The organism is Microbispora bryophytorum (assembly GCF_006874465.1).
GTDB lineage: Bacteria > Actinomycetota > Actinomycetes > Streptosporangiales > Streptosporangiaceae > Microbispora > Microbispora bryophytorum.
The window spans coordinates 180,224-192,713 of the sequence record NZ_VIRL01000007.1 but is presented as its reverse complement, the minus strand read 5'-3'; the positions used below and the strand labels follow the sequence as shown (position 1 = coordinate 192,713).

11 protein-coding genes are annotated in these 12,490 nt (G+C 71.5%); 5 read left to right on the top strand and 6 right to left on the bottom strand.

Features of this window, described 5'->3' with window-relative positions:
• Positions 1-3: 3 nt before the first annotated feature.
• Both FLX07_RS16075 and FLX07_RS16070 read right to left on the bottom strand, forming a co-directional pair.
• Positions 4-1,602 (bottom strand): GMC family oxidoreductase, encoded by a 1,599-nt coding sequence (locus FLX07_RS16075; RefSeq protein ID WP_142571577.1) that lies wholly within the window; start codon positions 1,600-1,602, stop codon positions 4-6.
• Between the two features lie 40 nt (positions 1,603-1,642).
• Positions 1,643-2,122 (bottom strand): hypothetical protein, encoded by a 480-nt coding sequence (locus FLX07_RS16070; protein WP_142571576.1) that lies wholly within the window; start codon positions 2,120-2,122, stop codon positions 1,643-1,645.
• Positions 2,123-2,268: 146 nt separating this feature from the next.
• Between FLX07_RS16070 and FLX07_RS16065 the strand changes: the two genes are divergently transcribed.
• Positions 2,269-4,263 (top strand): N-6 DNA methylase, encoded by a 1,995-nt coding sequence (locus FLX07_RS16065; RefSeq protein ID WP_229689788.1) that lies wholly within the window; start codon positions 2,269-2,271, stop codon positions 4,261-4,263.
• An 11-nt stretch (positions 4,264-4,274) separates the two neighbouring features.
• A complete protein-coding gene (locus FLX07_RS16060) occupies positions 4,275-4,631 on the top strand; it encodes a nucleotide pyrophosphohydrolase (protein ID WP_208762231.1) in 357 nt (118 codons plus the stop codon).
• 96 nt (positions 4,632-4,727) lie between these two features.
• On the opposite strand, the gene FLX07_RS16055 is transcribed toward FLX07_RS16060, so the two are convergent.
• Positions 4,728-5,093: a nuclear transport factor 2 family protein gene (locus FLX07_RS16055; RefSeq protein ID WP_142571574.1), complete on the bottom strand. Its 366-nt coding sequence runs from the start codon at positions 5,091-5,093 to the stop codon at positions 4,728-4,730.
• A 21-nt stretch (positions 5,094-5,114) separates the two neighbouring features.
• Positions 5,115-6,467, bottom strand: coding sequence for an MFS transporter (locus tag FLX07_RS16050; protein WP_142571573.1), 1,353 nt, complete (start codon positions 6,465-6,467; stop codon positions 5,115-5,117).
• Positions 6,468-6,559: 92 nt separating this feature from the next.
• Here FLX07_RS16050 and FLX07_RS16045 point away from each other — a divergent pair, with 92 nt between their 5' ends.
• Entirely contained in the window at positions 6,560-7,117 is a 558-nt protein-coding gene (locus tag FLX07_RS16045; RefSeq protein ID WP_142571572.1) for a TetR/AcrR family transcriptional regulator, read from the top strand.
• 78 nt (positions 7,118-7,195) lie between these two features.
• Here FLX07_RS16045 and FLX07_RS16040 read toward each other — a convergent pair whose 3' ends face one another.
• Both FLX07_RS16040 and FLX07_RS16035 read right to left on the bottom strand, forming a co-directional pair.
• Positions 7,196-8,650, bottom strand: coding sequence for a cellulose binding domain-containing protein (locus tag FLX07_RS16040; protein ID WP_142571571.1), 1,455 nt, complete (start codon positions 8,648-8,650; stop codon positions 7,196-7,198).
• A gap of 12 nt (positions 8,651-8,662) precedes the next feature.
• Positions 8,663-10,240, bottom strand: coding sequence for a cellulose binding domain-containing protein (locus FLX07_RS16035; RefSeq protein WP_208762230.1), 1,578 nt, complete (start codon positions 10,238-10,240; stop codon positions 8,663-8,665).
• Between the two features lie 413 nt (positions 10,241-10,653).
• On the opposite strand from FLX07_RS16035, the gene FLX07_RS16030 reads away from it, so the two are divergent.
• Together FLX07_RS16030 and FLX07_RS16025 are read left to right on the top strand one after the other, a co-directional pair.
• Positions 10,654-11,124, top strand: coding sequence for a hypothetical protein (locus FLX07_RS16030; protein WP_142571570.1), 471 nt, complete (start codon positions 10,654-10,656; stop codon positions 11,122-11,124).
• Between the two features lie 388 nt (positions 11,125-11,512).
• On the top strand, positions 11,513-12,472 hold the full coding sequence (locus FLX07_RS16025) for a GNAT family N-acetyltransferase (RefSeq protein ID WP_229689787.1): 960 nt from the start codon (positions 11,513-11,515) through the stop codon (positions 12,470-12,472).
• Positions 12,473-12,490: the final 18 nt, after the last annotated feature.

Sequence of the window (12,490 nt, the reverse complement as noted above, 5' to 3'; positions counted from 1 at the left end):
TGGTCAGGCTCTGTCGAGGATGAGGTCGGCGGCGTGCCAGGCCATCGCCATGATGGGGCCGTTCAGGTTGCCGGAGACCATGGTGGGCAGCACCGAGCAGTCAACGATCCGCAGGTTGTCGAGACCGCGCACGCGCAGTCGCGCGTCGACCACGTCGTCGTCGCCCGGGCCCATGGCGCAGGTGCCCATGGCGTGGTAGCCGCAGTAGCCGCCGCCCAGCGCCGCGTCGATGATCTCCTCGTCCGAGCCGACCCCCGGACCGGGGAACGTCTCGGACGCCAGCCGTCCCGCGATCGGCTCCTGGGCGAAGTATTCGCGCATCCGGCGGAACAGGTCGACGCCGACGCGCCGGTCGTGCTCCGTACCGAAGTAGTCGGGCTCGATGCGAAGCGGCGCGCCGGGGTCGGCGGAGGTGATGGCCACGCTGCCCTCCGAGGTCGGGCGGAGGATCTCGGCGACGACCGAGACCCCGGGCTGCCGCTCGACGGCGACCGTCTCGCCTGCCCGGTACGTGCTGACCGACCACGGCCCCATCAGCAGTTGGGCGTCCGGCCGGTCCAGCTCGGGCCGGGTCTTGAGGAAGGCGATCACGTCGTAGGCCGGCGCGGCGAGCGGACCCCCGCGGTTCATCAGGTAGCGCAGCGCGGTGACGCCCTGCCGCAGCGGCGTGGACAGCATGCGGTTGTAGCCGAGGTCCTCCTTCAGCCGGAACTTCAGCGCCAGGCACCGGTGCTCGCGCATGCGGGCGCCGACCATCGGCCGGTCCAGCCGGACCTCCACACCGGCCGCCCGCAGCACCTGCGCGGGGCCGATGCCGGACGACTGCAGCAGCTTCACCGTGCCCAGGCTGCCCAGGGACAGGACGACCTCCCGGGTGGCGCGATATTCGACGGTGGCGCCGCCGGCGTCCCGGGCGGTGACCCCGACGACCTTGTCGCCGTCGAACAGCAGCCCGGTCACCGTCGTCCCGGTCACGACGGTGAGATTGCTCCGATGGCGTACGGGATGCAGGAAGGCCCGGGCCGCGCTGAACCGCCGCCCGTCCTTGATGGTCGCCATCGCGTGGCCGACGCGTTCGTCGTCGGACTCGTTGACGTCCGGCATCGCGGTCAGGCCGAGCGCGGCCCCGGATGCGATCATCTCGTCGCAGAGGGGATCGGGGTCGCGCGGAGGGGACACGTGCAGCGGCCCGTCCGCCCCGCGGGTCGCGGTGGCGCCCAGCGCGTTGTCCTCCATCGCCCGGAAGATCGGCAGAATCGTCTCCCAGCCCCAGCCGGGGTTGCCGAGTCGCAGGAGTTCGTCGTAGTCGGCGCGGTGGCCGCGGTTGTAGACCATGCCGTTGATGGAGCTCGACCCGCCGAGAACCCGGCCGCGCGGCCATATCTCGGCCTGCCCGTCGGGACCGAACGGCTGTGTCCGGTAGTGCCAGACCTTCCGCGGATCGTCGAAGAGCCTTCCGAATCCCTTGGGTACGTGGTAGAGCGGGTGGCGGTCGGCGCCGCCCGCCTCGACGAGCAGGACGCGGACGGCCGGATCCTCCGAGAGCCGGTTGGCCAGGACGCATCCGGCCGACCCGGCTCCGATCACCAAATAGTCGATCATGCCCTCATGGTGCCCCCGGCTCCGCGGCGAGCGGTAGGCCTCAGGCGGCCTGGGGGACGGGCAGTTCGAAGGTGACGGTGTCGGGGACCGCGGTGTAGAGCCGCCAGCTCAGGCAGGTGCGCTGGGAGACGACGGTGACGTGCAGGCCGCAGCCCGCCAGCCAGAGGGCCAGGTCGGCGAAGTAGCCGTCGCCCGAGCCGATCACCGCCCGCTCGAACCGCAGGTCCACCCGGGTCGTGCGGGCCGCCTCGTCGAGGGCGTGGTCGGCGCCGTCCGGCCCCGAACGGGCCAGCAACTGCACCCCGCGCAGCGCGATCCCCACGGAGACGAGCGCGTTGTGGTTGACCGCCACGATGAACTGGTCCAGCGGCCCGACCGGCACCCTGTGTTGGTAGGCGCCCATCACCCGCCGTACGTCGTGGGTGGTCGGAAGGGGGGAACCGGTCAGGTTCTCGATGTCCAGGAGGTGGATCGCGCGGCCGCGGCGAAGTGACCTGAGGCGAGTGATGGGAGTGCTCACGATCCTTGCTCCCTTCCACGATGACTTATGGCGTCCATTAGAGCATGTGTTGACACAATCAACCAGCCCTTGGTGCGACGTTGCCCATGTCCGGGGCATCGGATATGGTCCGGTCTGATCGGAGAACTGGCGGAAGGCGGAGCGGCGTGCGGCGAGACGTACACGTCACCGCGGCGGACATCGCCCGCCTGGCCGGCGTGGGACGTGCGGCGGTCAGCAACTGGCGGCGCAGGCACGACGACTTTCCCGAGCCCGTGGGAGGCACGTCCACCAGCCCGGCGTTCTCCCTCGCGGAGATCCGGGAGTGGCTGCGCGGCCACGCCGAGGGCAGGGACCTCCCTCCGGACGAGTGGCTCTGGCAGGACCTGCGCACCACCGTCGACGACGACGACCTCGCCGACCTGATCGCCGACCTCGGGGCCTTCCTCGTGTACGTGCGGCATGAGGCGGACGACTGGCGCAGGCTCTCGGCCGGGACCGACGAGGAGGTGGCGCGGGGACTTCCGGCCCGGGTGCGCGCGACGTGCGCGAAGACCGTCAGCGCGGAGGCGTTTCCCGAGTCCGTGCCGGTGACCAGGGTGCCGCTGGTCCGCTCCATCGCCCGGCTGGCCGCCGAACGCGGCGTTCGCGACACCTTCGAGTTCCTGCGTGAGCGGTACTTCGAGGTGCACACCCGGCGGGTCTACTCCACTCCCGCCGAGATCGTCACGCTCACGCTCGACCTCGTGGGCGACGGGTTCGGCTCCGTGCTCGACCCGGCCTGCGGCTCGGGGCGCATGCTCGGCCGCGCGCTTGAGCGCGCGCCCGGGGCCCGGCTGCTCGGCCAGGACGTCGATCCGGTGGCCGCCCGGCTCACCGCCGTACGGCTCGCGCTGCGCTGCGACAACGCGCGGATCAGGCCGGGAGACTCCCTGCGCGCGGACGCCTTCCCCGGCGAGCTGGCGGACGCCGTGGTGTGCAACCCCCCCTTCAACGACCGGAACTGGGGCTACGCGGAGCTGACGGCCGACCCCCGGTGGGAGTACGGCCTGCCGCCGCGCGTGGAGCCCGAGCTGGCCTGGGTGCAGCACGCGCTCGCCCACCTCGCGCCGGGAGGCGTGGCCGTGCTCCTCATGCCCCCGGCCGTCGCCAGCCGCAGGTCGGGCCGCCGGATCAGGTCCCAGCTGCTGCGGCGCGGTGCGTTGCGCGCGGTCATCGCGCTTCCGCAGGGCGCGGTGCCCAACGTGGCGGTCGGCCTGACGTTGTGGATCCTGTGCCAGCCGTCCGAGGGCGGCACGCCGAGCCATGTGCTGATGGTCGACACCTCCGGCAGGCCGGACGACTACGCCGCGGTGGCCGTCGGGGCGTGGCGGGAGTTCGGCGCGGGGCGCGAGCTGGACGAGCCCGGCGTCAGCAGGTCGGTCCCGCTCGTCGATCTGCTCGACGAGGACGTGGACCTCACCCCCGCCCGCTACCTGTCCACGGGGGCCGACGACCTGTCGCCGGAGCGGATCGCCGGAGCCCGGTCCCGGCTCGCCGAGCTGTTGGAGACCGTCGCCGGGCTGCTGCCGTCCGTCGCGGCTGCGCCCGCGGATGAGCTCGCCCTGGTCCCGCTGCCCGAGCTGGTGCGGCGCGGCATGCTCGCCGTGGAGCAGCAGACGCCGGCCCGGCCGGGAGAGGAGGCTCCTCGGGGGATGCCCGTCCTCACCGTCGAGGACGTGCTCGACGACCGGGACGCGACGGGATCCTCCGAGCACGCCGGGGCGAGACCGATCGTCACGCGGCCTGGCGACGTCGTGGTGCCGCAGGTCGTGACCGCCCCGGTCGCGCAGGTGCTGACGAAGGGCGGCGCCCTGCTCGGCCCCTACCTGTCTCTGCTGCGGCCCGATCCCGAGGTGCTCGACCCCGACTTCCTCGCGGGTTTCCTCTGCGCGTCCGCCAACGTCCGCCACTACACCGCCATGTCCTCGCGCTATCGGGTGGACGTACGGCGTGCGGAGTTGCCGGTGCTGCCGATGGAGGACCAACGCAGATACGGCGAGGTGTTCCGGCGCCTGGCCGGTTTCCGGTCGGCCCTGCGCGAGGCGGCGGCGCTCGGTGAGGACCTGTCCAGGCTGGTGGCCGACGGCCTCACCCACGGCGCCGTACGGCCGCACGAGTAGGGTCGGGTGCCGTGAGCGGTGAACTGGAGCACCTGGCCGCCCGGCTGCGCGAGTTCGTACGCGTGCGGGACTGGGAGAGGTTCCACACGCCCAAGAACCTGGCGATGGCCCTCGCCGGTGAGGCGGGGGAGCTGGTCGCCGAGTTCCAGTGGCTGACCGCCGAGGAGTCGCGCAACCTCGACGAGGACGCCCTGCGCAGGGTCCGCGCCGAGCTCGGGGACGTGACGTTGTATCTGGTCAGGCTGGCCGACGCGCTGGGAGTCGACCTCGCCGAGGCCGCGAACGCCAAGCTGGACGACAGTGAGCGCCGGTACGACCCGGAGACCTATCGCGGCTCCGCCAGGAAGGCGCCCCCGCTGACCTCGTGACGACCCTGGCGTTCCGGCGTCGCCCGGACGGCGCGGTCGCCGCCGAGACGAACGCCGCCCGCAGGGGTGGTCCGTACGCGAGGGCCGGGCGCGGGGTCAGCTCTCGATGAACTGGTGGTCGGTCCTGATCCGGCCGTCCTCGCCGAGCGTGAGGAAGTCGAACCCGACCGAGTCCACCTCGCCGGAGGCGGTCCGCACCATCTCCCAGTTGAAGCGGACCGCGTCGTGGTGGCCGTTCGCGTTCTCCACGGCCCGGAAGACGTACGTGCCCGGCTCGACCCACTTGTCGTACGACGTGGCGATGCGCACCTCCAGTTGCGCGTGGCCGTGGGCCTCCACGGACGGGGTGTAGTGGGCGGCGTCGGGGGCGAACAGCTGGGCGATCATCTCGCGGCGTACGGCGGCGTCGGGCTCGTTCCACACGGCGACGTAGCGGCGGGCCAGGTCGTTGAGGTCGTTCATGATTCTCCTTCGGAACAACGGTCAGGCCGCGGCTCTGGCGCGGGGGAGCCACTGGACGAGAGCGGCGATGGCCAGGGTGATGACGATGAGGTAGACGAGCCCGTGCTGGAACGCCACGGTGACGCCGCCGGACAGGGCGCCGTAGAAGACGATGCCGATGATGCCGACGCCCAGCGCGCCGCCGACCTGCTGGGCGGTGGTGAGGGCGCCCGCGGCGCCGCCGGCGTGGTGTGGGGCGACCCTCGACAGGACGGTGCCCATGATGGGCGACAGCACCAGCCCCATGCCGGCGCCGTCGACGGCCAGCACGGGCACCAGCCAGCCGATCGGCGCGTTCTGTGCGACCGCGACCAGCAGGACGGCCAGGCTGACGGCCCTGGTCAGGCCGCCGAACGCGATGATCTGGCGGCCGAAGCGCGCGGCCAGGCGCGGCGCCGCCAGCGACGCCGCGAGGTAGCCCGCACCGATCGGCGTGAAGACCAGGCCGGCGTGCAGGGCGTCCAGGCCCCGGCCCTCCTGGGAGTACATGGCGAAGATCAAGAAGTACGCCGCCATACCCATGGAGAACGCGAGGTTGGTGAGCAGCCCCGCAGTGACGGCGCGCTCGCGGAACAGAGTGAGGTCGATCAGCGGTGAATCGTGCCGCCGCCGGGCGTAGGCCAGCAGCAGTGCGACGGCAAGGGCGAACGACACCCAGGTCCACACCGGCCATCCCTGCTCACGGCCCTCGATCAGCGGCAGCAGCGTGGCCGCCAGCGCGAGCGTGACCAGGGCGGCCCCGCCGAGGTCGAGCCGTACGGCACCGGCCGCGCGGCTCTCCGGGATCACCCGCCAGGTAGCGGCCAGAGCGGCGGCGCCGATCGGCAGGTTGATCAGGAAGCAGGCGCGCCAGCCGAGCCCGAACAGGTCGGCCTGGATGAGCAGGCCCCCGACGAGCTGGCCGAACACCGCCGCCAGCCCCATGGTCAGCGCGTACGCGTTGACGGCTCTGGCCTGGGCGGCGCCGCTGTAGGCGGTGCGGATGACGGCGAGCACCTGCGGGGCGAGGACGGCGGCCGCGGCCCCCTGGACGACGCGGGCGGCCACCAGCGAACCCGCGTCGGGGGCCAGTCCGCAGGCGACCGACGCGAGCGTGAACAGGGCGAGGCCCAGGGCGAACATCCGCCGCCGGCCGAACACGTCGCCGAGGCGTCCGCCCAGGATCAGCCCCGAGCCGTACGCCAGGGCGTATCCGGCGACCACCCATTCGATCGCGGCCGGCCCGGCGTGCAGGTCCCGCTGCATGGTGGGGATGGCCACATTGACGATGAAGAAATCGAGGATGGCGACGAAAACGCCGGTCAGCACGGTGGGGAGAGTCCCGGCGCGGGCCATTGGCACTCCTGAGGTAGATAGAACGATCGGTATACGCCGCCCAATTAGATAGACCGATTGATCTACTGTCAAGCGCGTGCCAGAATCGTCCCGTGACGACGAGACCCGGCCCCCGCGAGCGGCTGCTCGACGCCGCCAGGGAGCTCACCTACAGCCAGGGCGTTCAGGTGGGCGTCGACGCGATCCTCAAGCAGGCCGATGTCGCCAGACGGTCGCTCTACCAGCACTTCGGCGGCAAGGACGGCCTCGTGGCCGAGGTGCTGCGCAGCGACGACAACCTGGACCGCTACCGCCGTGTCATGGATGAGGCCGGGGACGACCCGCGCGAGCGGGTGCTGGCCGTGTTCGACGAGCTCGACGCCATCACCTCGCAGTCGTCGTTCCGCGGGTGCCGTTACACCGCGGCCGAGCTCACGCTCACCGACCCCGGGCATCCGGCGCACGCGGAGGTGCGGGCCTTCAAGGAGGGACTGCACCGGCTGATGGCGGCGGAACTGACCCGCCACGGGCACCCCGCCGCCGACGCGGGCGCCGACCAGCTCCTCGTGCTCATCGACGGTGTGCTCGCCCACGCCGTCACCCGGCCCGGCGCCCGTCCCGCCCTGGCCGCGCGGGCGCTCGCGGAGGCCGTCCTCGCGGCACGGGCCTGACGGCGCGACCTGACCGCCCGCTGCGCCGGCTCCAGGGCAGGCGCCGCTCTGGCCCGGCGCGGGCCGGGCCGGTCACGGTCAGCGGACGGCGCAGGGCATGCCGTTGAGGGCGAAGGCGGTCGGCTCGCCGTTCGCGCCGGACTGACTGGCGATAAAGCCGAACGCCGCCGTGCCGCCGGCCGGGATGGCGGCGTTCCAGCCGGCGTCGGTCACGGTCACGGCGCTGCCGCTTTGACTGTAGGCGCCGTTCCACGCCTGGCTGATCTGCTGCCCGTTGGGGAAGGACCAGGTCAGCCTCCAGCCGCCGACCGCCGCGCTGCCGGTGTTCGCGATCGTCACATCACCTTGGAAGCCGCCCTGCCACTGGTTGGTGATGGTGTAGGTCACCGTGCAACTTCCCGCGGCGGTCGGTGTCGGCGTGGGGCTGGGTGTCGGGCTCGGCGTCGGGCTGGGTGTCGGGCTGGGCGTGGGGCTGGGTGACGGCGAGGGGGACCCGCCGAGCTTGGCGGAGATGATCGGGGTCAGGCGGTCGGCGATCGCTTGATGACCGGCGTCGTTGGGATGCACGGAGTCGCTGAGCTGCGCGCTGGTCAGCCATCCCTCGGTGTTGACGTAGTACACGTCGGCGTCGCCGCCGTCGTTGAGGGTCTTCACCGCGGCCTGGGTCTGGGCGGCGAACCGTTTACTGAAGGTCTCGAGCGCGAAGACGGCCGCCTTGGGGTATTTCGCCCGCACCTGCCGGAGGAGGTTGGTGTAGGAGGTCTGGAATTCCGGTGTGTGAACCCCATGGCCGGAGTCGTTGGTGCCCAGGTTGATCACCACGGCGTCGGCGGTGTAGCGGGAGAAGTCCCAGTCGGGGGTGGACGTGTTGGGGTCGAGCTTGACGAACTGCCTCTCCAAACCGACACAGCCGTCGGCGGTGGCGACCAGACAGGCGCCTCCCTGGGCGATCTGGGTGTGCCGCGCGCCCAACCGCTCTCCGATGAGCCAGCCGTACGCGGTGAGCGCGTTCTTCGAAGTCGTCGTGCCCACGGTGATCGAGTCGCCGACGAACTCGATGAGCGTGCGCGGAACCGGCGGGGCGACCGTACCGGCGCCGGAGTCGAGGACGAGCCCCCGGAAGACGGCGTCACCGTGATAGGACCCTGCCACGACTCGGTAGGACACGCGCAGGGTGTGGGTGCCGGCCCTCAGCGGGGTCGGGGTCAGATTCACCGTGCCGCTGACGTTCGTGTAGTAGGTGTACGGCCCTCCGTCGATGCTGGCGTACAGGTCGATGGTGTTGCGCTGTTTGAGCTTGACGGTGGTGCCGGTGAAGCCGGTGGTGAGGTAGGCGCCGGCCCAGTGCGGCGTGTACGCGGTGGGGTCGGCCGTGTCCCACCGTCCGGTGAGGGAGATGTTGGGATCGGTAGGCGAGCCGTCGCCGGTGGCGGCATGCGCACGGGGAGGCAGCGAGATCGAGACAGCGGCGAGGGCCGCGGCCAGAGCGGCGACGAGCGAGGAGCGAAGCCCCCCTCGCGTGGGATAGGGCACGGACGGCCTCCGTTAGGGGACGGAAACACCGATCTTGGGGGCGATGACGGGGGCGAGACGGTTGGCGATCTTGATGTGGCCGGCGTCGCTGGGGTGCCCGTCGCCGTCGGCGTAGTCGACGCCCGGAGTCAGCCAGCCCTCGGTGTTGATGTAGTAGACGTTGGCGTCGCCGGAGGCGTTGCGAGCCGCCACCGCCGCCTTGGTCTCGGCGACGTAGCGCTGCTTGAACGTCTCCATCGCGAACAGGGCCGCTCTCGGGTGCTTCGCCCGGACGGCACTCAGAAAGGAGGTGTAGGCCGCCTGGAAGGCGGAGCCGGTGACGTGATGACCGATGTCGTTGGTGCCGAGGTTGATCACGACGGCGTCGGCGGTGTAGCGGGAGAAGTCCCAGTCCGTGGCGCCCGTGCTCCCGAGCTTGAAATACTGCGTGCTCTGCCCGGCACACCCCTCCTGTGCCACGAGGCAGTAGCCGGCGCGGGCGATCTGGGTGTGCCGGACGTGCAGCTTTTCGCCCAGGACCCAGCCGTACGCGGACAGCGCGAGCTTCGAATCGAGGTAGCCGGCGGTGATGGAGTCGCCGACGAACTCGATGAGCTTGGTGGGCGGGTGTGGGTCCACGGTGGTCGCCCCCGGATCGAGCACCAGCCCTTGAAAGACCGTGTCCCCTGAGCGGTAGGACACGCGCAGCGTGTGCGTGCCGGAGGGCAGCGGGGTCGGGGTCAGGTTCACGGTGCCCCTGACGCCGGCGTAGAACACGTCGTCGCCCCCGTCGATGCTGACGTACATGTTGACCGCGTCCCGCTGTTTGATCTTCACCGTGGTCCCGGTGAACGCGGTCTCGAAGTAGGCGCCCGTCCAGTTCGGCACGTACCCGGTGCTCGATCCGGTGTCCCACCGCCCGGCGTAGGCGATGCGGGGGTCGGCCGGGCTTCCGTCGCCGCCTCGCGGGCTCGGGGTGGGGCTGGGCGTGGGGCTGGGCGTGGGGCTGGGCGTGGGGCTGGGCGTGGGGCTCGGTGTCCGGCTCGCGGAGGGGCTGGCGGAGGGGCTCGGTGTGGGGCTCGGTGTGGGGGTGGGGCTCGGTGTGGAGGTCGCCGACCCCGCGCAGGGGGTGCCGTTGAGCGTGAAGGAGAGGGGCAGGGGGTTGGCGGAGTTGTTCCAGGAGCCGTTGAAGCCGAACGCGGTGGAGCCGCCGGTGGCGAGGGCCGCGTTGTATCCGGCGTCGGCCGCGGTGACCTGGGCCCCGTTCTGCGTGAGGGTGGCGTTCCACGCCTGCGTGACCGTCTGACCCGCGGTGAAGGACCACGCGAGCTTCCAGCCGGAGACGGGGTCGCCGAGGTTCGTCACGGTGACGGCGCCGGTGAACCCGCCGGGCCACTGCGACGTGACGGTGTAGTCGACCCGGCAACCGGCGGCGGCCGCCCCGGCCACCGCCTGGTGGGACATGGTGCCGATCACTGCGGTGAGGGCGGCCACGGAGCACGCGAGGACCGTGCGCATGCGGGCGCGCACACGCGAGCCGTGCGTCCGGATTCCGCTCCGGACCTGCGTGTGCGGTGTCGCCTGGCGACGGCTGCTTCCTCTGCCGAGCATTCGACCTCCGTCATGTGCGCGTTGACAGGAGCAGCCGCGAAGATCACCACGAGTTCGGCCTCACACGCGGGAGCGGCGTGATCCCATTGGTCGTGCGCTGCGGGAGGAGCCGCCGGAGGAAGCGTCAGTCGTCGGCCCGGGCAGGGTCAAGCCTTCGGTGGAAGGGCCTCGTCGTTCGCCTCTTCAGGGGCCGATGAGGGCGTTTCGTGCTGAATGTTTCACCCGCCGGACTCGATTTGGGCGGCCTATCGGGTGATGCACCGGTCAGGCCTCTCCTGCGCCCTGGCGGCGGGCTGAACGCGATTCGTCTTGCCCAGATTTGACTGTTTCGGTCATCTCCTGGTTGATGATCCGCAAGGATGATCGCCAGGACGCCGCCCGGACGGAGGGCGGCGGTTGGGAAAGGACAACGTATGCGCAGGTCCGCGAGTACGGTCGTCGTCGCAGCGGCGCTGGCCGTCGGAGGGCTCGTCGCCAACCCGGCATACGCGATCTCCGCCGGCTACACCCCCGAGGGGGTGTGCGGCTCCGGCTTCGGCCGGGTCACCCACGACGGCAGCCGGGCGGTGAAGACCCCGTCGGGGCAGGTCTTCGGGCGCGTCTACCTGCTCTACAACCGCAAGACCGGGCAGAACTGCGTCGTCACCATCAAGTCGGCGTACGTCGGCACGCCCACACGGACGTCCGCCCAGCTCATGGTGCGGCAGTCCAACGGGAGGACGGCCGAGAAGATCGACCACCTGAAGAAGTACAAGTACTACGCCGGTCCGGTGAAGATGAACGCCAAGGGCAAGTGCGTGAAGTACTACGGCACGGTCGCCGACACGCGCGTCGACGGGGAGATCGCGAGCGGTGGCCGCCTGACGTGGGGCAACTGCAGCTGATCCCGGACGTTCCCGCCACGGCCCGGCGGGGCCGGACACCGGGGTCGCCCGGCCGGCGCCGGGCGGGGACCACGCCGCGACGCCGTACGGGCGGACGAGCGGCGCACCGGGAGCGTGCGGGTCGCCTACCGTCGTCGTGACGGTGGCGACCCGGTCGCCGTAGCCGGAGCCGAAGGGCCACTGGCCTGCGGTCTCGCCGGTGGAAAATGATTGGCGCACCAGGTGGCGCGTCCGATAGAACAGGCGCGGATCTTCGACGACGATTCTTCGACGACGAGAGGAGGGACGAGCCGATGTTTGCCAAGAACGTCGTGCCGGTTCCTTCCCGGGGTGCGGCCGGACGCTGACCCCTGGGCGCGAACGGGCACGCCTCATCTGAGGAAGTGCAGTGAACCCCGAAGACTTGATCATGCGCCCCATCGCGGGACGCGAGGAACTCGGCCTTTTCCGCCGCCTGCCCTACGTGCTGAACGACGAGCTGGACGACGACCTCGCCTCCGGCCGCCGGCGGCCCGAGTGGATGTGGATGGCGCTGCGCGGCGACCGCCTCGTCGCCAGGCTGTCCTGGTGGGCCCCGCGCGCGGGCGAGGCCCCGGCGCTGCTGGACATCCTCGACCTCGACGACGCCACGCCAGGACCGGCGAGTATCGACGCCGGGGTCCGGTTGTACGAAACCGCGAGCGCCGCCGTGCTGCCGGCCGGAGCATGCCCGCCCGAATACAACGCGTTCGTGCCTTCGCGATGGCGCGACGATGCGACGGCGAGGCCCGCCGTCGAGAACCGCATGGCCGTGCTGGAGCGGGCCGGCGCGCGGCCGCTCGTCGAACGGCTGCGGCTGGAGTGGCGTCCCGGCACTCCCGTCGCGGCGCCGAACGGGCGGCTGACCTTCCGTCCCGTGGCCGGCAGGGAGGAACTGGTCACTCTGATGACCCGCGTCCTCGACGGCACGCTCGACGCCCACAGCCGCGCCGACCTCGCCCGCATGCCCGCCGAGCGGGCCGCCGCCCAGCACTACGACGACGAGCTCGCCCACTACCGGAGCCCACGGGAATGGTGGCGAATCGGCACGTCGCCCGAGGGCGAACCGGTGGGATTCGTCATCCCGGCGCGCAACGAGTACAACGCGATGATCGCCTACATCGGGGTCCTGCCCGCCCATCGCGGCAAGGGCCATGTCGACGACCTGCTGGCCGAGGGGACGCGCGTCCTCGCCGGGCAGGGCGTCCCGCGAATCCGCGCCGCCACGGACGTCGGCAACGTCCCGATGGCCCGGGCGTTCCTCCGCGCCGGATACGAGATCATCGGGCAGCGGATCGACATGACCTGGAGTGAGGGCGGGTCGCGGTAGGGCGGTCGCCCCGCGATA